This is a genomic window from Streptomyces albus subsp. albus (assembly GCF_000725885.1).
GTDB lineage: Bacteria > Actinomycetota > Actinomycetes > Streptomycetales > Streptomycetaceae > Streptomyces > Streptomyces albus.
Genome location: NZ_JODR01000012.1, coordinates 1 through 22448, shown reverse-complemented (window position 1 = coordinate 22448; position 22448 = coordinate 1). Strand labels below are relative to the sequence as shown.

Below are 22448 nucleotides of genomic sequence, written 5' to 3'. Positions count from 1 at the left end.
GGAGCGCACATGAAGTATGGCATGCGGGAGCGTCCCCGGTGCACGGAACCGCAGGATTGAACCGAGCTTTTCTTGTGCTTTGCGTGAACGACAAACTCAACTGCGGTCGGACGTGGGCTGGTTCGGGCGCCCTTCGGCCTCTTCCGGACGGGCCCGGCCTTCCGCTTTCGTCACGTCGGAGCCCTCCAGCACGCGGCGGGGGGAGTCCAGCAGATAGGCGGAGGGCATCGAGGGGGCGTTCTCGCGGCCCGCGTTGGCGATCACCACCGCGACGTAGGGCAGGATCGCGCCGAGTACCAGGGTGGCGATGGCCAGCGGCCGTTCGACGTTCCACAGCACCACGGTCAGCAGGACGGCGACCGTGCGGACCAGCATCGAGATCACATAGCGGCGCTGCCGTCCGCGAACGTCTTCCTGGAGACCCTGCCGGGCCCCGGTGATCCGGAAAACCTCCGGCTGGTGCTGCTTCCGCATCCCGCTCCACCACCTGCTCAGCTGCCGTCCTCCGCGGCCGTACCGGGAGATCCGGACCCCTTCCACGGTACGCCCCGCGTGCGTCGGGAACGAGACCGGGGCACCGCGCGGACGCGACCGGTCGCCCTGCGTACGGCGTGGTGCGGGCCGCTCCGGCGGGCGGCGTAGCCCCTCCCGGCGCCCGGCCCGCGTCCGCCCGGCCGCGGGTGCCCGCACGGGCCGCGGGTCCTCACCGGCCCGGCAGCAGGCCGGCGCGGTGGCGGGCCCGCGCGGGGCCCGCCACCCGGGTCACAGGCCGCGGATCTCGGCGACCTTGCGGCCCGCCTTGAGGTACACGGCGTCGGCGGCGCCGTCCGCGTGGGCGGCGACGGCCTCACGGGCCACCTCGGCCAGCGGGCGCAGCGCCTCCGTCTCGGACAGCACGACGGCCTGCTGGTCGCGGCCGGTCTTCTCCACGATCAGCCGCAGCCCGTTCTGCTTCGCGATCCGCCGGGCGGCCGAGGCGCTGGGCGTGAACTCCAGCACCTTCGTCAGCACGGCCGCGACGCCTTCCTCGCCGTGCTCGGCCACCTCCACGGCGGGCAGGGTCCCGGCGTCGGAGAAGGACTTCTTGGAGAACTGCGCGACGAAGTGCGCCCGGGCCGCCATCGCCGCCGGTACGCCGTGCAGTGCGGCGACGACCTCGCCCGCGAGGATCTTCTTGAGGTCCATCGGGTGCAGCGAGCCGGCCTCGATCCGGGCGGTCGCCTGTTCGATCTCCGCGTCCGTCCACTCCGTCCAGGCCCGCAGGTAGGGCACCATGAGCCGGTCGGGGATGGACATGATCTTGCCGAAGACCTCGTCGGGCGAGCCCGACAGCCCCACGTAGTTGCCCTTGGACTTGGACATCTTCGCGCCGGAGCCGTCGGTGCCCTCGACCAGCGGCATGGTGACGACGAGCTGCGGCTGCTGCCCGTGCGCCTCCATCACCCGGCGGCCCATCTGGAGGTTGAGCAGCTGGTCGACGCCGCCCAGCTCCACGTCGCAGGCCAGCTCGACCGAGTCGAGGGCCTGTGCGACCGGGTAGAGCAGCTCCGACATGGTCAGCCCGGAGCCCTCCGCCAGCCGGTTGCGGAAGTCCTCGCGCTGGAGCAGCGAGGAGACCGGGACCTGGGCCAGCAGTCCCAGCAGCTTCGGCAGCGTGTAGGGGGCGAGCCACTGGCTGTTGTGGGCGAAGCGCACCTTCTCGAAGTCGAAGAAGGGCCGCACCTGCTCCTGGTAGCCGGACAGGTTGCGGGCGATGTCCTCGTCCGTCAGCGGCGGGCGTTCGGCGGTACGGCCCGAGGGGTCGCCGATCTTCGCGGTGAAGTCCCCGATGATGAGCGTGATGTCGTGGCCCATCCGCTGGAAGCGGCTGAGCACGATGATCGGCACCGCGTGGCCCAGGTGCACATCGGCCGCCGTCGGGTCGATGCCCAGCTTGATGTGGAGGCTCTTGCCCTGCGCGGCCCGCTCCTCGATGCGTTCGGCCAGCTTCTCCACCGAGGGCAGCAGCTCCACCGCCCGCGCCCCGATCAGTTCGGCCTGTTCCCTGGCCGGCAGATCGCTCAGGTCCAGATAGCGGCGGGCCCCGGTCTCCTCGAGCAGCCGCTCGACGTTGGCGTCGGTGGAGAGGTCCTGGGCCAGCAGCTCACTGGCGCGCTGTACGGAGTCGCCGAGGCGTGTCACGTCACTGTCCTGGTGTGGTGGTCGAAAAGGGTCACGTGAAGTCTATGCGCCGCCACCGGCGTCGCCGCCCGCGGCTGCCGGGTGCCGCGGGGGTTCTGTAGGGACTCCACAGGAGCCCGGCGGGGCCCCTGTCCGTGCCCGAGTGCTCGTGACCCCGCGGTGACCGGATAGGTTCTCCGTGGGACAGAACGCGACAGCAGAAGCAAGGAAGGGTGGTCACACAGTGAGCCGCTCAGTGCTCGTGACCGGGGGAAACCGCGGCATCGGCCTCGCCATCGCCCGGGCCTTCGCCGAGGGGGGCGACAACGTCGCCGTCACCTACCGCTCCGGAGAGCCGCCGGAGGGCTTCCTCGGCGTCAAGTGCGACATCACCGAGCCGGAGCAGGTGGAGCAGGCGTACAAGGAGGTCGAGGAGAAGCAGGGCCCCGTCGAGGTCCTCGTCGCCAACGCGGGCATCACCCGTGACCAGCTTCTGCTGCGGATGTCCGAGGAGGACTTCACCTCGGTCATCGACACCAACCTCACCGGCGCCTACCGCGTGGTCAAGCGTGCCTCCCGCGGCATGCTGCGCGCGCGCAAGGGCCGTATCGTGCTGATCTCCTCGGTCGTGGGCCTGCTGGGCCAGGCGGGGCAGGTCAACTACGCCGCCTCCAAGGCCGGTCTGGTGGGCTTCGCCCGCTCGCTCTCCCGCGAGCTGGGCTCCCGCAACATCACCTGCAACGTGGTCGCACCCGGCTTCGTGGACACCGACATGACGCGCGCGCTGAGCGAGGAACAGCGCGCCGAGTTCGTCAAGCAGGTGCCGCTGGGCCGCTACGCCGAGGCGGCGGAGGTCGCCTCCGCGGTCCGCTTCCTGGCGTCGGACGAAGCGGCGTACATCACCGGAGCCGTCATTCCCGTGGACGGCGGATTGGGCATGGGTCACTGAACATGAGCGGAATTCTCGCCGGCAAGCGCGTCCTGATCACCGGCGTGCTGACCGAATCCTCGATCGCCTTCCACGCGGCCAAGGTCGCCCAGGAGGAGGGCGCCGAGGTGCTGCTGACCGGCTTCGGGCGGCTCTCCCTGGTGGAGCGCATCGCCAAGCGGCTGCCCAAGGAGGCGCCGGTCATCGAGCTGGACGTGACGAACAAGGAGCACCTCGACGGGCTGGCGGCGAAGGTCGCCGAGCACTTCGGCGACGACGCCTCGCTGGACGGTGTGGTGCACTCCATCGCCTTCGCGCCGCAGGACGCGCTGGGCGGCAACTTCCTCAACACCGAGTGGGAGTCGGTCGCCACGGCCGTCGAGGTCTCGGCGTACTCGCTCAAGTCGCTGACGATGGCGCTGCTTCCGCTGCTGGAGAAGCGCGGCGCCTCCGTCGTCGGCATGGACTTCGACGCGCAGCTGGCCTGGCCGAAGTACGACTGGATGGGTGTCGCCAAGGCGGCGCTGGAGTCGACCTCGCGCTACCTCGCCCGCGACCTGGGGCACAAGAACATCCGCTGCAACCTGGTCTCCGCCGGGCCGATCAAGTCGATGGCCGCCAAGTCCATCCCGGGCTTCGAGGAGCTGTCGGACGTGTGGAACACCCGCGCGCCCATCGGCTGGGACCTGGCCGACCCGGAGCCGGCCGGCCGCAGCATCGTCGCCCTGCTGTCGGACTTCTTCCCGAAGACCACGGGCGAGATCGTCCACGTCGACGGCGGCGTGCACATGATGGGTGCCTGACGGGCGCCCGCCTCACCGGGGACCGGCGCCCCGGGGGCCGCGGGGGTGCTCACTGCACCCCGTGGCCCCATTCCGCCGTGTGGGAGGCCGCCTCTTCGGAGGCGGCCTCCACGTTCTGCTCGCGGACGGCCGTCAGCAGCCGTGAGTGGTCCATGTAGTCCTCCGGGCGCAGCTCGTCGCCGACGTCCTTGCGCAGGAAGGCGCGCAGCAACTCGCCGAGGTCCGCGTAGACGGCGGTCAGCACCTCGTTGTGCGACGCGGCGACCACGCCCATGTGGAGCCCTCTGTCCGCGTCGATGAACCGTTCGACGTCGCCCGACTCCCACGCCGCCTCCCGGCGCTCCAGCAGCCTGTCGAGCTGTGCGAGGTCCTCCTCCGTACGCCGCCGGGCGGCCAGCCGTGCCCCGGCGGTCTCCAGCGCGGAGCGCAGTTCCGCGACGTGCCGCAGGTCGGCTCCCTCGAAGCGGCGGTGCATCACCCCGGCCATCTCGCTGGTGGCCACCACGTAGGTGCCCGAGCCCTGCCGGATGTCGAGCAGCCCGTTGTGCGCGAGTGCCCGTACGGCCTCCCGCACCGTGTTGCGGGCCACGCCCAGCTGTTCGACCAGCTCGGGTTCGGTGGGGATGCGGCAGCCCACGGGCCACAGTCCGGAGGTGATCTGCTGCCGGAGTGTGGCGATCACCTGGTCGACGAGGCGGGCGCGCTGCGGGGCGCACAGCGGGGGCACAGCCGGCGGGGACGGTGCGGTCGCCGCGGACGGTGGCGGGGGAAGCGAGTGGCCGCGATTCATCCCATCATTCTATGATGTGCCGCATGGCCATGGCAGACGACGACCCCAGGAATTCCGCACCGGCGACAGATGTGACCACCCACCCGGGTGCCGGCACCCGCACCGCAGCCGCGCGCCCCGACACCACCCCCGCGGTCCCCCCGGAACCGGGCGGTACCGCTCCCGTCGCCCGCCGCTGGGTGCTCCGCACGGTCGCCGTCGGGCTCGTCCTCGCCGCGCTCAACCTGCGCCCCGCCATCTCCGGGCTCGGGCCCCTCCTGGAGGAGGTCCGCGACGGACTGCACATGAACGGCACCGTCGCCGGGCTGCTCACCTCCGTGCCGCCGCTGTGCTTCGCGCTCTTCGGCGGACTCGCCCCCCGGCTGGCCCGTCGCCGCGGCCCGGCCACCGTGGTGCTGGCCGGCATGGTGGCCGTCACCCTCGGGCTGGTGCTGCGGCCCTTCGCCGGCGGCACCGCCACCTTCCTCGCCGCCACCGCGCTGGCCCTGGCCGGTATCGCGGTCAGCAACGTGCTGATGCCCGTCGTGGTCAAGCACTGGTTCCCCGACCGGGTCGGCACCATGACCGGGCTCTACTCGATGGCGCTGGCCATGGGCACCTCGGCAGCCGCCGCCGTCGCCGTGCCGCTGACCGGCGCACTCGGCGGCAGCTGGCGCCTCGGCCTCGGCGCCTGGGCCGTGCTCGGCGTACTGGCCGTCATACCGTGGGCCGTCATCTCCCGGGACCGCTCCGCCCGTGCCCCGGAGCCCGAGGCCGCGCAGGAGGCCGTCCCGGAGGAGACGGCCGAGGGCGAGGCCCGTACGGAGGCCCGCGACAAGAGCGCCGGGCAGGCGCGGGGTGCGGCCCCGCTGCGCATCGTCAAGTCGCCGACCGCCTGGTGGCTGGGGGTCTTCTTCGGTCTCCAGGCGTCCGCCGCCTACATCACGATGGGCTGGCTGCCGCAGATCTTCCGGGACGCCGGCGTCTCCGCCTCGGCCGCCGGCGTGATGCTCGCGGTGACGATGGGCATGGGCATCCCCCTCTCCTTCGTCCTGCCGAAGGTGGCCGCCCGGATGCGGCACCAGGGTCCGCTGGTGCTCGCCCTCGGCGTCTGCGGCCTGGTCGCCTACACCGGACTGTGGTTCGCGCCCGCCTCCGGCGCCTGGGTGTGGGCGGTCGTGCTGGGTGTCTCCAACTGCGCGTTCCCGCTGGCTCTCACCATGATCGGCATGCGGTCACGGTCCAGCGCCGGCGTGGTAAAGCTGTCGGCCTTCGCCCAGAGCACCGGCTATCTGCTCTCCATCCCCGGCCCGCTGCTGGTCGGCGCCCTGCACGATGCGAGCGGCGGCTGGCACGTGCCGATCCTGCTGATGGCGGGGCTGATGGTCGCGCAGATGGCGTCCGGTCTGCTGGCGGGCCGGGACCGGGTCATCGAGGACGGGCGCTGAGTGCGACACTGGCACACATGCCAGTCCTCGAACCGAACCCGCCCAAACCGCAGAAGAAGCTGCTCATGATCTTCGGCGCGATGATGGCCGTGACCCTCGTCATCGGGGTGATCGCCAGCATCGCCGCCCCCTGACCCGGCGCCCCCGCGCCCACGGTGGGGCGGGCCCGCCCCACCGTGGTGGGGCCGGCCCCACCGTCCCCTAGGGGGCCAGTGTCAGGGGTAAGTGGGTGGCTCACCGGATGGGACACCGCCCGCCCGGTCCGTACCGTCGAAGCCCGAGCGACGACGAGCACGGAACCCGGAGGCGAGCAGGATGACGGCCCCCGTGCGCCCCACGCCCGAGCACGACCCGGCCGGCGGCGCCGGACGCGGCACCGCCGTACAGACACGGCTGCCCTGGTGGGGGGTGCTGCTCCCGGCCGTGGGCTTCGTGCTGCTGCTCGTCCTCCTGCTGGACGGGGGCCCGGCGCACGCCGCCCAGCACACCACCGGCAGCCCGCTGACGTCCTTGCTCATGCGGCTGTGGGAGATCTTCGGCGGCTGACCGGAGCAGACCGCCCAACACCCCGCGCCCGGCACCGCGTTTCGTGCGAAGCTGGGAAACATGAGCGTCGATGTGCCCCGCAATATCGTCCTTCTCCGGCACGCCAAGGCGGACTGGCCCCAGGTCGCGGACCACGAGCGGCCCCTCTCCGAGCGCGGCCGGCTGGAAGCCCCCGCGGCGGGCGAATGGCTCGCCAAGCAGGGCATCACCCCGCAGCTGACCCTCTGCTCCACGGCGACCCGCACCCGTGAGACCTGGAAACTGGCCGCCCCGCACCTGCCGAGACGGCCCAGGACGGTGTACGAGGAGCGGCTCTACGAGGCACCGCCCGGCCTGATCATCGAGATCGTCAACGAAGTGGCGGACGAGGTGCGGGACTTGCTGGTGATCGGCCACAACCCGGGCATGCAGTCGGTCGCCGACGTGCTCGCGGGGGAGGCCGACGGTGATGCGCGGGAGCGGCTGGCACGCGGTTTCCCCACCGGCTCCGTCGCCGTGCTGCGGCACACCGGCTCCTGGAAGGCCCTGGAGGCGGGCCGCGCCCATCTGACGCACTTCTGGTCGCCGCACGAGTGACACCCGTACGCCTGCCGGCCGCGGTGGTGCGGCAACGGGACGCATGCCGTCGCCGGGTGCCCGCAGGCGTACGCCCGTACGAGTGAGGACCGGGGCCGCGGGGGAGGGGCGGGCCGGTGCGGGGATCAGTCCTCGGCGCCGGCCGTCCCGTCCGCGGCCTCGACCTCTTCCCGGGTGATGCCCAGCAGGTAGAGCACGGTGTCCAGGAACGGCACGTTCACCGCCGTGTGGACCTTCTCCTGCACCAGCGGCTTGGCGTTGAAGGCCACCCCGAGGCCGGCGGTGTTGAGCATGTCGAGATCGTTGGCGCCGTCCCCGATGGCGACGGTCTGCGCCAGCGGCACCCCCGCCTCGGCGGCGAACCGCCGCAGCAGCCGGGCCTTGCCCGCGCGGTCCACGATCTCACCGGTGACCCGGCCGGTCAGCCTGCCGTCGACGATCTCCAGGGTGTTGGCCGAGGCGAAATCGAGGCCCAGCTCCTCCTGGAGGGCGTCGGTCACCTGGGTGAAGCCGCCCGAGACGACGCCCACCTGGTAGCCGAGCCGTTTGAGCGTGCGCACCAGGGTGCGGGCGCCGGGGGTGAGCCGTACCTGGGCGCGCACCTTCTCGACCACGGACTCGTCCAGCCCGGCCAGCAGCGCCACCCGCTCGTGCAGGGACTGCTCGAAGTCCAGCTCCCCGCGCATCGCCCGGGCCGTCACCTCGGCGACCTCGGCCTCGCAGCCGGCGTGGGCCGCGAACAGTTCGATCACCTCGTCCTGGATGAGGGTGGAGTCCACATCCATGACGACCAGCCGCTGCGCCCGCCGCTGGAGCCCCGAGGCGACGACGGCCACGTCCACCCCGTACTTCTTCGCCTCCAGCGCCAGCGAGGTGCGCAGCAGCGCCGTCTGGGCGCCGGAGACGTCGAACTCGACCGCCAGCACCGGGTACTTGGCCAGCCGGAAGATCCGGTCGATGTTGCCGCCGGTGGAGGTGATGCTGGCCGCTATGGCGGCGGTCGACTCGGCGGTCAGCGGATGTCCCAGCACGGTGACGTGCGAACGGCCGGTGCCGCGCGGCCGGTTGTCGCCGACACCGGAGATGATCTCGGCCTGCATGCCCACGGACTCGGCCCAGCTGTGCACCGTGGCGCGCAGCTCCCCTTCGGTGCCGGTTCCGGTACCGGGCGCGGTCACCAGGGCGCACAGCGTGATGCGGCCCCGGGTGACGAGCTGCTCGATGTCGACGACCTCGACGGCGTAGGCCGCCAGGGTGTCGAAGAGACCGGCCGTGATACCGGGCCGGTCCTTGCCGAAGATCTTGACGAGAAGAGTCGGGGTGTCCGCGTAGGACGGCGGGGCCACATCTGCGCTCATGGTGCTCTCACAGTACCGCCGTCCGTCCCGGCACCCCGCCCCGGCCCGGTGCCGTCCGACGGGGAGTGACCGTATGTTCGCGGCGGGTCCACCCGGGGGACGCCGCAGGTCCACCGGGCGGCCGGACCGGGCCCGCCCGCCACCCGGCGGAGGCTTGTCCGGATCAGTCGTGATCAGTACCGACGGGGGCGGATGGGTGGTGATCGGTACGGGCATCCGCACCCGGGTCCGGTTGCGTCGGTGACCTGCGCGTACCGCGAGCGGCATTCCGGCGCCGGAACGGTCACAGCCTGGTCCCTACGCGCTGGCCCGGCTTCCTGTCGGGGTGCCGTGCCTGGAATAGTTCCCCACGATGTTCGCCATCCCTAGACTCCCTCTCTGCAGGGGGTACCTCGGGGGACAACTTTGTGGGGCATGGAGTGCCGGAACTCGTACTGGAATTGAACGGACAGACCTGGACGCTCGACCCGTCCAGGGCGTACACCCTCGGCCGCGATCCGCAGGGGGACGTGGTGATCGAGGACGCCAGGGTTTCCTGGCGGCACGCCACGGTGCGCTGGGGAGGGCGCGCCTGGGTCATCGAGGACCACGGCAGCACCAACGGCACGTACGTGCAAGGGCGGCGGCTCCAGCAGTTGGAGCTGGCGCCCGGCATGAGCGTCCATCTGGGCAACGCGACCGACGGTCCGAAGCTCACCTTCTCCGGCGGTGGCACACCGGCCCCCGGGGGGTACGCCCAGGGCGTGCCGCAGCAGCAGGGGCAGCCCCAGGCGGCGCAGGCCGTGGCCGCGCACGACGCGCCCACCCAGCAGCCGCAGGTCGGCGGTCCGGCCGGCCAGAACTGGGGCGGGCAGCCGCAGCAGCCGCACCCGGGCTGGCAGCAGCAGGCCCCGCAGGCGGCGGCGCCGCAGATGCAGCAGCCGTACGCGCCCCCGCAGCAGTACGCCCAGCAGCCGCAGCACCAGCAGCCGCCGCACCAGATGCCGCAACAGCCGCAGATGCAGCAGCAGATGGCGCCGCAGGGCGTCCCCACCCCGCACGGTGCCCCGGCCGCGCACGGCGGACGCGGTCCGCAGGGCACCGGCGGTCCCGCGGGCGGCCCGGCCGGCGGCGGTGACCGCAGCCCGACGACGTTCCACCAGCTGGCCCTCGGCCGGGTGATGCGCATCGGCCGTGCCCTGGAGAACGACCTGGTCGTCTCCGACCTCCAGGTCTCCCGGCACCACGCCGAGTTCCACGCCTCGCCCGACGGCCGCTGCGAGATCCGCGACCTGGGAAGCCACAACGGCACCTACGTCAACGGCCAGCCGATCCCCAAGTCCGGCACCGTCTCCATCGGGCCGCAGGACATCGTCGGTATCGGCCACTCCACCTTCCGGCTGGTGGGGGACCGGCTGGAGGAGTTCGTCGACACCGGTGAGGTGTCCTTCTCGGCCCGCCATCTGACGGTGAAGGTGGACGGCGGCAAGGTCATCCTCAACAACGTCACCTTCGGTGTCCCGGAGAAGTCCCTCATAGGCGTCATCGGCCCCTCCGGCTCCGGGAAGTCCACGCTGCTGCGTGCGCTGACCGGCTACCGGCCGGCCGACTCCGGCGAGGTCCTCTACGACAACCGGAACCTCTACAAGCAGTTCGCCGAACTGCGGCAGCGCATCGGCCTCGTCCCGCAGGACGACATCCTCCACAAGGAGCTGAAGGTCCGTACCGCGCTGCGCTACGCCGCCAAGCTCCGCTTCCCCGGCGACGTCGCCGAGGCCGAGCGCAACGCGCGCGTCGAGGAGGTGCTGGCCGAGCTCAAGCTGGACATCCACGCCGACAAGCGCGTCACCTCCCTGTCCGGCGGCCAGCGCAAGCGCGTCTCGGTCGCCCTGGAGCTGCTCACCAAGCCGTCGTTGATCTTCCTGGACGAGCCCACCTCCGGCCTCGACCCGGGCATGGACCGCGATGTGATGCAGCTGCTGCGCGGACTGGCCGACGACGGCCGCACCGTGCTCGTCGTCACCCACTCGGTGGCCGAGCTCCAGCTGTGCGACAAGCTGCTGGTGATGGCGCCCGGCGGCGGCGTGGCCTACTTCGGCCCGCCCGAGGAGGCGCTCAACTTCTTCGGCTACGACTCGTGGGCGGACGTCTTCTCCGCGTTCGAGAACTACCGCGACTACGACTGGATGGGCCGCTGGCAGGGCTCCCAGCACTACCAGATGTACGCGGCCGACATCGACGCGCAGCTGCCGCAGCAGGACCCCTACGCGGCGCAGCACCAGGCGATGCAGCCGACGAAGCTCCAGAAGCCGCAGAGCTGGGGCAGCCAGCTGTGGACCCTGATGAGACGCTACATCTCGGTGATCGCCTCGGACCGCTCCTTCCTGGTGCTGTCCTTCGTCACCCCGCTGATCCTCGGCTTCGTCAGCACCCTGATGCCCTCCGACTACGGGCTGACCGCACCGCCGATGAAGACCAACGGCGACGCGGGCCCCATCCTGCTGATCCTCGCCATCGGCGCCTGCTTCTCCGGCGCGGCCAACTCGGTACGCGAGCTGATCAAGGAACGCGTCATCTACGAACGGGAACGGGCCACGGGCCTGTCCCGGTCGGCGTACCTGATGTCCAAGGTCATCGTCCTGGCCGTGGTCGCCGCCATCCAGGGCGTGCTGATGTGCGTCGTCGGCTTCATCCCGCGTGACCTGCCCGAAGAGGGCCTGCTGATGAACAACCCGGCCATCGAGATGGCGCTCGTGATGATCGCGCTGGGCGGCACGTCGATGATGTTCGGCCTGATCATCTCCTCGCTGGTGAAGACCTCCGAGAAGACGATGATCCTGCTGGTGCTCTTCGCCGTGGTGCAGGTCGTCTTCACCGGCATCCTCTTCAAGCTGTACGACAGCCCGGGCGTCGAGCAGTTCGCCTGGCTGATGCCGTCCCGCTGGGCCATCGCCGGGCTGGGCACCACCGTCGAGCTGGGCCGGCTGATGCCGCAGGACAAGAAGGACCCGACCAACACCGACCCGCTGTGGGACCACTCCCTCGACCAGTGGGCGATGGACGTCGGCATCCTGCTCCTGATGGGCGTCCTGTGCTACTTCGTCGTGATCCGGCTGCTGCGCCGCCACGAGCCGGAGATCATGCGCGAGTGAGCGCCGGCTGACACCCGCCCCAGGGGCCCCCTCGCCGAGGGGGCCCCTTCGCGTCCGGGCCCCTCCCCGCCCGGGGCGCGCCGCCCCGTCCCGGCCGGGACCCGGGTCCTAGGACCACCGGCCGGGTGCGTACCTGCCGCCGGCCGGTCCCGGCCGCCCCGGGGCCGCGAGTACCGTGAGCGGCATGGTCCCCCGCTCAGGGCTCGCCGCCATCAGCGCGGCGCTGCTCGCCATGAACAGACAGCTGGAGGTGCGCGACGTCCTCCAGACCATCGTCGCCTCCGCCCGCGACCTGCTCGGCGCCGAGTACGCCGCCCTCGGGGTCCCCGACGACCAGGGCGGCTTCGCCCAGTTCGTCGTCGCCGGAGTCGACGAGGACAAATGGGAGGAGATCGGCCCGCTGCCGCGCCAGCACGGCATCCTCGCCGCGATGCTGCACGAGGCCACCCCGCAGCGCCTCGCCGACGTCCGCAAGGACCCCCGCTTCGGCGGCTGGCCCGCGGCACACCCCGTACTGGCCGACTTCCTCGGCATGCCCATCGCCGACGGCGAGCAGGTCCTCGGGGCGCTCTTCCTCGCCAACAAACCCTGCGGCCCCGAGGCGCGTACCGGCCGGCGCGCCTGGCAGGAGCGGCCCTGCGCCTTCACCGAGGACGACGAGGACCTGCTGCGGCTGCTCGCCCAGCACGCCGCCATCGCGCTCACCAACGCCCGCCTCTACGAGCGCAGCCGCGAGCTGACCATCGCCGAGGAGCGCACCCGCATCGGCCACGAGCTGCACGACGCGGTGGCGCAGAAACTCTTCTCCCTGCGGCTGACCGCCCAGGCGGCCACCGCCCTGATCGACCGGGACCCCGCCCGCGCCAAGGCGGAGCTGGCCGAGGTGGCCCGGCTCTCCGCGGAGGCGGCCGACGAACTGCGGGCCGCCGTCGTCGAGCTGCGCCCGGCCGCGCTGGACGAGGACGGCCTGGTGGCCACCCTCCGCACCCAGGCGCAGGTCCTCGACCGTGCCCACAGCGCGCATGTCGACTTCGTCTGCGAGGGGGTGCGGGCGCTGCCGTCCGCGCAGGAGGAGGCCCTGCTGCGGGTCGCCCAGGAAGCCCTGCACAACGCCCTGCGCCACGCCGGCGCCGAGCACGTCCGCGTCACCCTCGCCCGCCGCGGCCCGTCCGTCGTGCTGACCGTCACCGACGACGGCACCGGCTTCGACCCGGGCGCGGTCCGCTCCGCCGGCCGCCACCTGGGCCTGGTCTCCATGCGGGACCGGGCCGCCGGGGTCGGCGGCAGCCTGACCGTCCACTCGGAGCCCGGCAAGGGCACCGTCGTCGCAATGGAGGTGCCCGGTGGCTGACCGGATCCGTGTACTGCTCGTGGACGACCACCAGGTGGTACGGCGCGGCCTGCGCACCTTCCTGGAGGTGCAGGACGACATCGAGGTGGTCGGAGAGGCCGCCGACGGCGACGAGGGCGTGGCCCGCGCCGAGGAGCTGCGGCCCGACGTCGTCCTGATGGACGTCAAGATGCCCGGCACCGACGGTGTCGAGTCCCTGCGGCTGCTGCGGGAGCGCGGCAACCAGGCGCGGGTCCTGATCGTCACCAGCTTCACCGAGCAGCGCACCGTGGTGCCCGCCCTGCGCGCCGGCGCGGCCGGCTACGTCTACAAGGACGTGGACCCCGACGCGCTGGCCGGCGCCATCCGCTCCGTGCACGCCGGGCACGTGCTGCTCCAGCCCGAGGTCGCCGGGGCGCTGCTCAGCGACGACCAGGGCGGTGCCGGCCGCGGCCCCGCGCTGACCGAACGGGAGCGCGAGGTGCTGGGGCTGATAGCGGACGGACGCTCCAACCGCGAGATCGCCAGGGCGCTGGTGCTGTCGGAGAAGACGGTCAAGACCCACGTCTCCAACATCCTGATGAAGCTGGACGTGGCCGACCGCACCCAGGCGGCCCTGTGGGCGGTACGGCACGGCCTGACACGGTAGGGCGGACGTCGGCCCGCACCGCCGGCCGGGACACCGCAAAGGGCACTGCTGTTCGCATCAGGGCGGTGATTCATACCGTCGTGTGGTCGTCATCTTTTCTCCGCATCCTCCCCGGCCGTCACCCGTTTGCCATGACGTGCCCGCGGCGGCCGGCCGCGCGGCGCTCAGCTGATTCCACAGGGTTCGACAGGGAGAACACCCCATGAACACCGCCAAGAAGGCCGCCCTCGTCCTCGCCGCCGCCGGTGTCGCGGCCGGTGCCACCGCCGGCTCCGCGTTCGCCACCGGGCACGGCGCCGGTGCCCAGGGCTCGGCCACCAAGTCGCCGGGCGTCGGCTCGGGCAACCTCGTGCAGGCCCCGATCCACATCCCGGCGAACGTCTCCGGCAACTCGGTGAACGTCGTGGGCGTCCTCAACCCCGCCTTCGGCAACCTCGCCGTCAACCGCTGACGCACCCGGCGGCGGGAGGGCGCGGGCGGTCCCCGCACAACCCCCCGGCGGACCGTCCCGCACCGGGCGCCCCGGCGTCAGGGGCGCCCGCCCTCCCGCCGCCGCTCCAGCTCCTCCGCGTACGCGTTGTACGCCGCGACCTGCGCCCGCCGCGCCGTCCGCTCCACCGGACGCAGCGCCGCGGCCCGCGCCGCGATCTCCGAAGCGCTCACCGCACCCCCGTGCTCCCTCCCGTCACCGGCACCGCCGCCGTACGCGATCGACACCAGCGCCCCCACCCGCTGGGCCAGCTCCAGCACCCGCACGGCCCGCGGCGGATAACCGGGCGCCAGCAGCTGCCTGCCCGCCTCCATCCGGGCCCGGTACGCCTCCAGCGCGGCGTCGGCCACCGGACCGGAACCGGCCACATCCAGCCGTGTCAGCACCTCCGTCGCCTCCCGCAGCGCCTCGGCCAGCTCCCGCTCGGCCTCCGCCAGCGACGGCACGTCCGCCGGCGGCGCCTCCCGCACCGGCAGGCACTCCCACAGCACCTCGGTGTGCACGTCCTCCGGCCCCGCACCCTCGGGCCCCGCCTCGTGCACCACCGGGACCAGGCCCAGCGCGGTGCCGTGCACCAGCACCGCCTCCTCGGCCTCCAGGGCCCGCGCGTTGAACTCGGGCGGCCCGCTCAGCCCCAGCGGATGGCCGGGCACCGGCAGCGCGACCCGCAGCCCCACCGCGCCCAGCGCCCGCAGCCGCCCCAGCGCCAGGGTGAGCCCCACCGGTCCGCCCGGCTCCCCGGACAGCGCGACGCGGTGCCGCCCGTCGTCGTCGGCGATGCGCTCGGCCGCCTCGTCGGGCGAGACGAGACCGGCCAGCAGCGCGTTTCCCCAGGCGGCCAGCCGCCCCGAGCGAGGTTCTGTGAGCATGAACCCAGCCTAAGGAACGGCTTTCGCACACGGTGGCGTAGGTTTTCCCCTGGGGAATGTGCCCACAGGCACTCAAACGCGACTGCAATAGGAGACAACGCGCTCATGAGCGAAGTTCTGGAGCTGGTGGACGTATCCGTGGTCCGCGACGGGCGTGCTCTGGTGGAAGATGTCTCCTGGTCGGTCAAGGAAGGCGAACGCTGGGTGATCCTCGGCCCCAACGGCGCCGGCAAGACCACACTCCTCAACATCGCCTCCAGCTACCTGTTCCCGACCTCCGGCAAGGCCAGCATCCTCGGCGAACGCCTCGGCAGCGTCGACGTGTTCGAACTGCGTCCCCGCGTGGGCATGGCAAGCATCGCCATGGCCGAGAAGCTGCCCCGCCGTCAGACCGTGCTGGAGACCGTGCTGACCGCCGCCTGGGGCATGACGGCACACTGGCAGGAGAGCTACGAGAAGGTCGACGAGGACCGCGCCCTGGCCTTCCTCGACCGGCTGGGCATGTCCGAGTACCTCGACCGCAAGTTCGGCACCCTCTCCGAGGGCGAGCGCAAGCGCACCATGATCGCCCGCGCCATGATGACCGACCCCGAACTGCTGCTCCTCGACGAGCCCGCCGCCGGCCTCGACCTGGGCGGCCGTGAGGACCTGGTGCGCCGCCTCGGCCGGCTCGCACGGGACTCCTACGCCCCCTCCATGCTGATGGTCACCCACCACGTCGAGGAGATCCCGCCCGGCTTCACCCACGTCCTGATGCTCCGCCAGGGACGCGTACTGGCCGCCGGCCCGCTGGAGACCGAACTGACCTCCCGCAACCTGTCGTTGTGCTTCGGGCTCCCGCTCGTCGTCGAGACGCAGAACGGCCGCTGGACCGCCCAGGGGCTGCCCCTGCGCTGATCCGGCGCCTACCGCGGCATCACCTACGCGCCTACCATGGCCGTGTGGACGCATGGGTCTGGTGGCTCGTAGCCGCCGCAGCGCTGGGAATCCCGCTCATCATCACGGCCATGCCCGAATTCGGCATGCTGGGGGTGGGCGCGGTCGCGGCTGCCGGTACGGCCGGGATCGGCGGGGGACCTGTCGCCCAGGTCGTCGTCTTCGCACTCGTCTCCGTCGCACTGATCCTGGTCGTCCGGCCCCTGGCACGCCGCACCCGCACCCAGCGCCCCGCCCTGGCGAGCGGCGTCGAAGCCCTCAAGGGCCGGCAGGCCGTGGTGCTGGAGAGGGTCGACGGACAGGGCGGACGCATCAAGCTCGCCGGTGAGATCTGGTCGGCCCGCGCCCTCGACTCGTCCGAAAGCTATGAGCCGGGAAGGCAGGTGGACGTGGTCGAGATCGACGGGGCAACCGCTGTCGTGATGTGATGGCGTGAGCAACCGCACACGATCGGCAATTCTTCGACATCAGCAGGGGGCAAGGCCGTGGACGCCATCATCATCGTCCTGATCATCCTGGTGGTGCTTGTCTTCATCGCGCTCATCAAGACGATCCAGGTCATCCCACAGGCCAGTGCGGCGATCGTAGAGCGCTTCGGACGGTACACCCGCACCCTCAACGCGGGCCTCAACATCGTCGTACCGTTCATCGACACCATCCGCAACCGCGTGGACCTGCGCGAACAGGTCGTTCCCTTCCCCCCGCAGCCGGTGATCACCCAGGACAACCTGGTCGTGAACATCGACACGGTCATCTACTACCAGGTGACCGACGCCCGGGCCGCCACCTACGAGGTCGCCAGCTACATCCAGGCGATCGAGCAGCTCACCGTCACGACACTGCGCAACATCATCGGTGGCATGGACCTGGAGCGGACCCTCACCTCCCGCGAGGAGATCAACGCGGCCCTGCGCGGCGTCCTCGACGAGGCCACCGGCAAGTGGGGCATCCGCGTCAACCGCGTCGAACTGAAGGCCATCGAACCGCCGACCTCCATCCAGGACTCGATGGAGAAGCAGATGCGCGCCGACCGCGACAAGCGTGCCGCCATCCTCCAGGCCGAAGGTGTCCGCCAGTCCGCGATCCTCACCGCCGAGGGCGAGAAGCAGTCGGCGATCCTCCGCGCCGAAGGTGAGTCCCGCTCCGCCGCGCTGCGCGCCGAAGGTGAGGCCCAGGCCATCCGCACCGTCTTCGAGTCCATCCACGCCGGCGACCCGGACCAGAAGCTGCTCTCCTACCAGTACCTCCAGATGCTCCCGAAGATCGCCGAGGGCGACGCCAACAAGCTCTGGATCGTCCCCAGCGAGATCGGCGACGCCCTCAAGGGCCTCGGTGGCGCACTCGACAACTTCCGCCCCGACAACGGCAACAGCAGCCGCGGCAACGGCGGCGGCACCCCCACCCCGCCCAGCGTCCCCAAGCCCCCGCGCGAGCAGCCCCCGCTCGACTCCTGACAGACCCCCGGCCACCGGACCGGAACCGTCCCGGCAGCCGGAACCCCGCGCACGACGACAGCCCCTTCGGGCATGATCAGTGGCACCGACACCGATCACCGGAGGGGCTGACGCGTGACCGTATGGGAGGCAATGGCCGTCTGCGCCGCCGGAATCGCGGCCGGCGGCATCAACACCATCGTCGGCTCCGGCACCCTCATCACCTTCCCCGTACTGCTCGCCGTCGGGCTGCCGCCCGTGACCGCGAACGTCTCCAACTCCCTCGGCCTCGTCCCCGGCTCGGTCAGCGGCGCCATCGGCTACCGCCGCGAGCTGCGCGGCCAGCGCGACCGCGTCCTGCGCCTCGGCGCCGCGGCCCTCGTCGGCGGCCTGACGGGGGCCGTACTGCTGCTCACCCTCCCCAGCAGCGCCTTCGACATGATCGTCCCGGTGCTGATCGCGCTCGCCCTCGTGCTCGTCGTCCTCCAGCCCAGGCTGGCCGCCGCCGTCCGGCGCCGCCGCGAGCGCGACGAGCGGTCCGGCCATCCGCACGGCGGAGCGCCCCTCCAGGGCGGCATCGCGCTCGCCGGCGCGTACGGCGGCTACTTCGGCGCCGCCCAGGGCGTCGTCTACCTCGCCCTCATGGGCCTGCTGATCCACGACGACCTGCAACGCATCAACGCCGTCAAGAACGTGCTCGGTGCCGTCGTCAACGGCACCGCCGCCGTCTTCTTCCTCTTCGTCGCCGACTTCGACTGGACCGCCGTCCTCCTGATCGCCTGCGGATCGGCGGCAGGGGGACAGATCGGCGCCCGCATCGGACGCAGACTGTCCCCCTCCGTACTCCGCGGCGTCATCGTGGCCGTCGGCCTCGCCGCCATCGCACAACTCCTGCTGCGCTAGGCGCCCCGCGGGCCGGTACGGTCACGCCGTCGCCGGCAGCGACAGCCACTCCGGAAGGGTGTCGCCCTCCTTGAGCCCGAGCGCCAGCAGCAGCGCATCGGCCGGGGTCGGCTCGAACGGTTTGACCAGCAGCGTCATCCCCGCCTGGGCCGGCGTCCGGTCCGCCTTGCGGTGATTGTCCGCCGCGCAGGCCGCGACCGTGTTCAGCCAGGTGTCACCGCCCCCGTGCGAGCGCGGCACGATGTGGTCGACCGTGGTCGCCCGGCGTCCGCAGTACGCGCACCGGTGCCGGTCCCGCACCAGGACGCCCCGCCGCGACCACGGCGCCCGTTGTCGGAAGGGCACTCTCACGTACCGGCACAGCCTGATCACCTGCGGGACCGGTATCTCCAGCTGCGCCGCGCGGACCTTCAGCCCGGGGTGCGACTGCTCGACGACGGCCTTCTCCCGCATCACGAGCACCACCGCGCGCCGCAGCGAGACCGTCGACAACGGCTCGAAACTCGCGTTGAGTACCAGCGTCTCCCGCATCCCGGACCGCCTCCCCTTCTTCCGGGTTTCCCCGGAATTCCTCCCGTTGCTCCCCGTACGCCCCGCGCCGGGGTGGCTCCACTGTGCCGCTGCCCCTGCGGGCCGACAACGCAATTTCCCTACCCCCACCGGGAGATGAAACGCCCGCGAACACCACGGAACGCGTCAGGGAAAAGGAAGGAGAAGGCAAAGCGGTCGGGGAGAGGCGGCCCCAAGGAAGGGAAGCGCCCGGGAGGGAAGACCTCAGGAGCCGGAGACGGGCCGGTCCGGAGACGAGCGGGAGACGGAGGCTCTGCAGGCGGCCGGGCCCGAAGGCGACACCGGAACCGGGACCGGAAGGCGCGCGGGAAGAGTCGAAGGCAGCCGGCGCGGTCGTCCGGCCCCCGGCCGGACTCCGGCAGACGGCGGCGCCGATGTGCGCCTGCCGCCCCCGCTCGCGGTGCTCGACCGCGGCACGGTGCCGACTGCCCCTCCATACGTTGCGCCGCGCACGGAGCGCGGCGCAACGGAGTTTTCCTCAGACGAACGACGAAGGCAGCTTTTCGGACAACCTGACGGTCAGCCTTCCGCGGGCACCTCGTACTCGGCGATCAGCTGACCCCGCCCCAGCGTGTGGAAGCGCAGGTTGAACCCCACGACCGCGGGCGAAGCGTCGGCGTCCGGACCGAGCTTCTCGGTGTCCACCGCGTAGACGGTGAACACATACCGGTGCGGGCCGTCCCCGGGCGGCGGCGCGGCCCCGCCGAAGTCACGGGTCCCGAAGTCGTTGCGCACGTGGACGGCGCCCTCGGGCAGCCCCTCCATCCCGCCAGTACCGGCGCCCGTCGGCAACTCGGTCACGGAGGCGGGGATGTCGAAGACGGACCAGTGCCAGAACCCGCTGCCGGTCGGCGCGTCCGGGTCGAAGCACGTCACCGCGAAACTCTTCGTCCCCTCCGGGAACCCCTCCCAGCGCAGATGCGGCGAGGTGTTCCCCTCCGCGTACACCTGTGCGGAACCCAGATGGCCGCCGTCCGCCAGATCGTCGCTCATCACCCGAATCGACGGCACCGGAGGGTGGAAGTCATGGGGGAGCGGGCGCCGTTGCTGGTCGGTCACGTCGGAACCTCCTCGTCACGCGAATCGCTGTTCCGGCCAGCCTAACGATCGCGACAGCCACTCTTTGCCACCATGGCGGGGTGCGACAGCACGCCCCGTACATCCCCGCCCCATGCCCGCAGCCGTCAACGCCGTCAGGTGAGTGACCACGACGAGAACCCGAAGCGGTGGTGCGACATGACCAGCCCCGTGGAACTGCCCGAGCTCCCCCCGGCCGACCTCCCCGGCCTCTTCGACGCCTCGGTGCCCCCCGGCGTCTACCGGTTCCCCTCGGTGGGACCCGACGCCCTCATGCAGGCGGACGCGGCAGGCTGGTTCGACGCGGTCGTGGACCTGACCGGCGTCACCAACAAGGCCGACTTCATGGAACGTTGCGCCACCGGGCTGGAACTCCCCGACTACTTCGGCCGCAACTGGGACGCCCTCGCCGACCTCCTGACCGACCTGTCCTGGTGGGGGAAGAGCCGCGGCTACCTGGTGCTCGCCACCGGCTGGACCGAGTTCGAGCAGGCCGACCCCCAGGACGCGGCCGAGGCCGCGAACGTCTTCTCCGCCGCGGTCGGCTTCTGGTCGGTACGCGAGACCCCGCTCAGCATCCTGCTGGGCTGAGCGGGGCCCCACGCGTCCGGCCGCCGGCCGGCGTCGGCTCAGAACCAGTTGCGCTTGCCGCCCACCTCGGCCAGCCACTGGTGGAGGTACGCCGCCCAGTCCGTCTGCTGGTACGTACCGAAATCGACCGGGAAAGCCCGGTAGGTGTCGCTGCCCTCCGAGAAGAGCCCACCCTTCTTGTCCATCTCCAGCACCACGTCCATCCCCTGCGCGTCGGCGACGAACGACAGCTCCACCTGGTTGAGCCCCCGGTACTGCTCGGGCGCGTGGAACTCGATCTCCTGGTAGAAGGGCAGCTTCTGCCGCGTACCGCGAATGTGCCCCTTCTCCATGTCCGCCGACTTGAAGCGGAAGCCCAGCTGCCCGAACGCGTCCAGAATCGCCTGCTGCGCCGGCAGCGGGTGGATGTCCACCGGGTCGAGATCGGTCGAGTCCACCGCACGGGCGATGGCCAGCTCCGTGCACACCCCGATCTGCATACCGCGCAGCTTCTGCCCCAGGAACATCGTCACCGGCGTCTCCCAGGGCACCTCCAGACCGAACGGCACCACGTGGGAGGCGCCCTCGTACAGGGTCACCGCCCCGCCGAGCTGCTGAGTCCCGAAGACGATGTTCTGACGGGTCTCACCGTCGCTCGTCTCGACCTCGACCAGGGCCTGGAGCCCGACCGACAGCGACTGGATCTCCTGCTGCACCGAGCCGCCCTCGATCCGCACCTCGCCCTGCACCACACCGCCGGGCACGGCGTGCGGCTCGTTCAGCACGGTGTCGACCGAGGCGCTGCCCATCCCCAGGCTCGCGAACAGCTTCTTGAAACCCATCCTTCGTCCTCCCCTTCGCAGCCCCCGCGACACGGGAGCGGCCGTTTCTCATACGCGGTTCTTGTACGCTCGGAGGGCATGATCGCAGGCCGAGACCGCAAGCCCAGCACGAGCAGCGGCCACTCCTACCTCCCCCGTTCCTTCTTCGACCGTCCCGTCCTGGATGTCGCACCGGACCTTCTCGGACGCGTACTGGTACGCACGACGCCGGAAGGCCGGATGCGGTTGCGGATCACCGAGGTCGAGGCCTACGCGGGCGAGGCGGACCCCGGCTCCCACGCCTACCGGGGCAGGACCGAACGCAACGCCTCGATGTTCGGCCCGCCAGGTCACGCGTACGTCTACTTCATCTATGGAATGTGGTACAGCCTCAACCTGGTCTGCGGCCCCGAGGGCCAGGCCAGCGGTGTACTGATCCGGGCCGGCGAGGTCCTGGAGGGCGTGGAGCAGGCCAGGCGCCGCCGCCCCAAGGCCCGCAAGGACGCCGAGCTCGCCAAGGGCCCGGCCCGCCTCGCGACGGCGCTCGCCGTGGACCGCGAACTGAACGGCGCCGACGTCTGCTCCCACGACGACACCGCGCCCCTGGGCGTCCTCGAGGGTCGGCCGCAGAAGCACGACGCCATACGGAGCGGCCCCCGCACCGGCGTCGGAGGCGAGGGCGCCCACCACCCGTGGCGCTTCTGGCTCGCCGACGATCCGACGGTCAGCCCCTACCGGCCGCACAAACCGAGGAACCGCCGCCCGGCGCTTGACGCAGGCCGTACGACCCCCTAATGTGGACCGAGCCGCTGAACGCGGGACAGCTTGTCATGGGCGTCCAGCCCGGAGCGTCACCCGCAAAACCTTCGGCGGCGATTCACTACCTACGACGTACCCCCAGATCGGGGTCGCTTTCGGCACGCCGAAAAACGATCCCGAAACACTCGATTAGGAGTTCCGGGGAAAACGCGCTAACGTAGTGGACACCGAAAGGGCAAACGTCCGGAGAGACCGGTGAAACGGTTTCGAAGGAAGCGTCCGTTCCTTGAGAACTCAACAGCGTGCCAAAAGTCAACGCCAG

The 22448-nt window shown here is 71.5% G+C and carries 24 protein-coding genes; 16 read left to right on the top strand and 8 right to left on the bottom strand.

The annotated features are described in order from the left end of the window. Positions 1-96: 96 nt before the first annotated feature. Both IO40_RS0114775 and tyrS read right to left on the bottom strand, forming a co-directional pair. Positions 97-474, bottom strand: coding sequence for a DUF3099 domain-containing protein (locus tag IO40_RS0114775; RefSeq protein WP_016468110.1), 378 nt, complete (start codon positions 472-474; stop codon positions 97-99). Positions 475-762: 288 nt separating this feature from the next. Continuing rightward, positions 763-2181 carry a tyrosine--tRNA ligase gene (gene tyrS, locus IO40_RS0114770; RefSeq protein ID WP_016468109.1) on the bottom strand — a complete coding sequence of 473 codons (1419 nt, stop codon included), beginning with the start codon at positions 2179-2181 and terminating at the stop codon, positions 763-765. 223 nt (positions 2182-2404) lie between these two features. Between tyrS and fabG the strand changes: the two genes are divergently transcribed. Both fabG and fabI read left to right on the top strand, forming a co-directional pair. After that, positions 2405-3109, top strand: coding sequence for a 3-oxoacyl-[acyl-carrier-protein] reductase (gene fabG / locus IO40_RS0114765; protein WP_030408697.1), 705 nt, complete (start codon positions 2405-2407; stop codon positions 3107-3109). Positions 3110-3111: 2 nt separating this feature from the next. Next, a complete protein-coding gene (gene fabI, locus IO40_RS0114760; RefSeq protein WP_016468107.1) occupies positions 3112-3891 on the top strand; it encodes an enoyl-ACP reductase FabI in 780 nt (259 codons plus the stop codon). A gap of 49 nt (positions 3892-3940) precedes the next feature. Here fabI and IO40_RS0114755 read toward each other — a convergent pair whose 3' ends face one another. Further along, entirely contained in the window at positions 3941-4681 is a 741-nt protein-coding gene (locus IO40_RS0114755; RefSeq protein ID WP_016468106.1) for a FadR/GntR family transcriptional regulator, read from the bottom strand. A gap of 23 nt (positions 4682-4704) precedes the next feature. On the opposite strand from IO40_RS0114755, the gene IO40_RS0114750 reads away from it, so the two are divergent. From IO40_RS0114750 to IO40_RS0114735, 4 genes are all read left to right on the top strand, one after another. Then, positions 4705-6108, top strand: coding sequence for a CynX/NimT family MFS transporter (locus IO40_RS0114750; protein WP_016468105.1), 1404 nt, complete (start codon positions 4705-4707; stop codon positions 6106-6108). Positions 6109-6125: 17 nt separating this feature from the next. Then, the gene (locus IO40_RS39425; RefSeq protein WP_016468104.1) at positions 6126-6242 is read left to right on the top strand and encodes an SGM_5486 family transporter-associated protein; all 117 of its coding nucleotides are present in this window, start codon (positions 6126-6128) and stop codon (positions 6240-6242) included. Between the two features lie 181 nt (positions 6243-6423). After that, positions 6424-6654, top strand: coding sequence for a hypothetical protein (locus IO40_RS0114740; RefSeq protein WP_016468103.1), 231 nt, complete (start codon positions 6424-6426; stop codon positions 6652-6654). 60 nt (positions 6655-6714) lie between these two features. Then, positions 6715-7230 (top strand): SixA phosphatase family protein, encoded by a 516-nt coding sequence (locus tag IO40_RS0114735; protein WP_031175534.1) that lies wholly within the window; start codon positions 6715-6717, stop codon positions 7228-7230. A 125-nt stretch (positions 7231-7355) separates the two neighbouring features. Here IO40_RS0114735 and serB read toward each other — a convergent pair whose 3' ends face one another. Further along, positions 7356-8588 carry a phosphoserine phosphatase SerB gene (gene serB / locus IO40_RS0114730; protein WP_016468101.1) on the bottom strand — a complete coding sequence of 411 codons (1233 nt, stop codon included), beginning with the start codon at positions 8586-8588 and terminating at the stop codon, positions 7356-7358. Between the two features lie 419 nt (positions 8589-9007). Between serB and IO40_RS0114725 the strand changes: the two genes are divergently transcribed. The 4 genes from IO40_RS0114725 (at position 9008) to IO40_RS0114710 (ending at position 14149) form a co-directional block, all read left to right on the top strand. Further along, positions 9008-11719, top strand: a complete 2712-nt coding sequence (locus IO40_RS0114725) for an FHA domain-containing protein (protein WP_031175533.1) — start codon at positions 9008-9010, stop codon at positions 11717-11719. A gap of 184 nt (positions 11720-11903) precedes the next feature. After that, positions 11904-13070 carry a GAF domain-containing sensor histidine kinase gene (locus IO40_RS0114720; RefSeq protein ID WP_016468099.1) on the top strand — a complete coding sequence of 389 codons (1167 nt, stop codon included), beginning with the start codon at positions 11904-11906 and terminating at the stop codon, positions 13068-13070. Beyond that, the gene (locus tag IO40_RS0114715) at positions 13063-13698 is read left to right on the top strand and encodes a response regulator (protein ID WP_016468098.1); all 636 of its coding nucleotides are present in this window, start codon (positions 13063-13065) and stop codon (positions 13696-13698) included. The genes IO40_RS0114720 and IO40_RS0114715 overlap by 8 nt, the downstream gene beginning before the upstream one ends. Before the next feature lie 202 nt (positions 13699-13900). Then, positions 13901-14149 carry a chaplin gene (locus tag IO40_RS0114710; RefSeq protein WP_016468097.1) on the top strand — a complete coding sequence of 83 codons (249 nt, stop codon included), beginning with the start codon at positions 13901-13903 and terminating at the stop codon, positions 14147-14149. 77 nt (positions 14150-14226) lie between these two features. Here the strand turns inward: IO40_RS0114710 and IO40_RS0114705 are convergent, their stop codons facing one another. Further along, a complete protein-coding gene (locus tag IO40_RS0114705; protein WP_016468096.1) occupies positions 14227-15057 on the bottom strand; it encodes a hypothetical protein in 831 nt (276 codons plus the stop codon). Between the two features lie 105 nt (positions 15058-15162). Here IO40_RS0114705 and IO40_RS0114700 point away from each other — a divergent pair, with 105 nt between their 5' ends. The 4 genes from IO40_RS0114700 (at position 15163) to IO40_RS0114685 (ending at position 18329) form a co-directional block, all read left to right on the top strand. Then, positions 15163-15954 (top strand): ABC transporter ATP-binding protein, encoded by a 792-nt coding sequence (locus IO40_RS0114700; protein WP_016468095.1) that lies wholly within the window; start codon positions 15163-15165, stop codon positions 15952-15954. 44 nt (positions 15955-15998) lie between these two features. Beyond that, a complete protein-coding gene (locus tag IO40_RS0114695) occupies positions 15999-16421 on the top strand; it encodes an NfeD family protein (protein ID WP_016468094.1) in 423 nt (140 codons plus the stop codon). A gap of 57 nt (positions 16422-16478) precedes the next feature. Then, positions 16479-17447 carry an SPFH domain-containing protein gene (locus IO40_RS0114690; RefSeq protein WP_016468093.1) on the top strand — a complete coding sequence of 323 codons (969 nt, stop codon included), beginning with the start codon at positions 16479-16481 and terminating at the stop codon, positions 17445-17447. Positions 17448-17561: 114 nt separating this feature from the next. Further along, positions 17562-18329, top strand: coding sequence for a sulfite exporter TauE/SafE family protein (locus tag IO40_RS0114685; RefSeq protein WP_016468092.1), 768 nt, complete (start codon positions 17562-17564; stop codon positions 18327-18329). Positions 18330-18350: 21 nt separating this feature from the next. On the opposite strand, the gene IO40_RS0114680 is transcribed toward IO40_RS0114685, so the two are convergent. Both IO40_RS0114680 and IO40_RS0114675 read right to left on the bottom strand, forming a co-directional pair. After that, complete coding sequence (locus IO40_RS0114680; protein ID WP_016468091.1) at positions 18351-18860, bottom strand: HNH endonuclease; 510 nt, start codon at positions 18858-18860, stop codon at positions 18351-18353. 558 nt (positions 18861-19418) lie between these two features. After that, on the bottom strand, positions 19419-19958 hold the full coding sequence (locus IO40_RS0114675) for a YbhB/YbcL family Raf kinase inhibitor-like protein (protein WP_016468090.1): 540 nt from the start codon (positions 19956-19958) through the stop codon (positions 19419-19421). Between the two features lie 138 nt (positions 19959-20096). Between IO40_RS0114675 and IO40_RS0114670 the strand changes: the two genes are divergently transcribed. Then, the gene (locus tag IO40_RS0114670) at positions 20097-20567 is read left to right on the top strand and encodes a barstar family protein (protein WP_225843312.1); all 471 of its coding nucleotides are present in this window, start codon (positions 20097-20099) and stop codon (positions 20565-20567) included. Between the two features lie 38 nt (positions 20568-20605). Here IO40_RS0114670 and IO40_RS0114665 read toward each other — a convergent pair whose 3' ends face one another. Then, positions 20606-21388: a sporulation protein gene (locus IO40_RS0114665; RefSeq protein ID WP_016468088.1), complete on the bottom strand. Its 783-nt coding sequence runs from the start codon at positions 21386-21388 to the stop codon at positions 20606-20608. A 78-nt stretch (positions 21389-21466) separates the two neighbouring features. Between IO40_RS0114665 and IO40_RS0114660 the strand changes: the two genes are divergently transcribed. Next, positions 21467-22162, top strand: a complete 696-nt coding sequence (locus IO40_RS0114660) for a DNA-3-methyladenine glycosylase (RefSeq protein ID WP_030408706.1) — start codon at positions 21467-21469, stop codon at positions 22160-22162. The last annotated feature ends 286 nt before the right edge of the window (positions 22163-22448 follow it).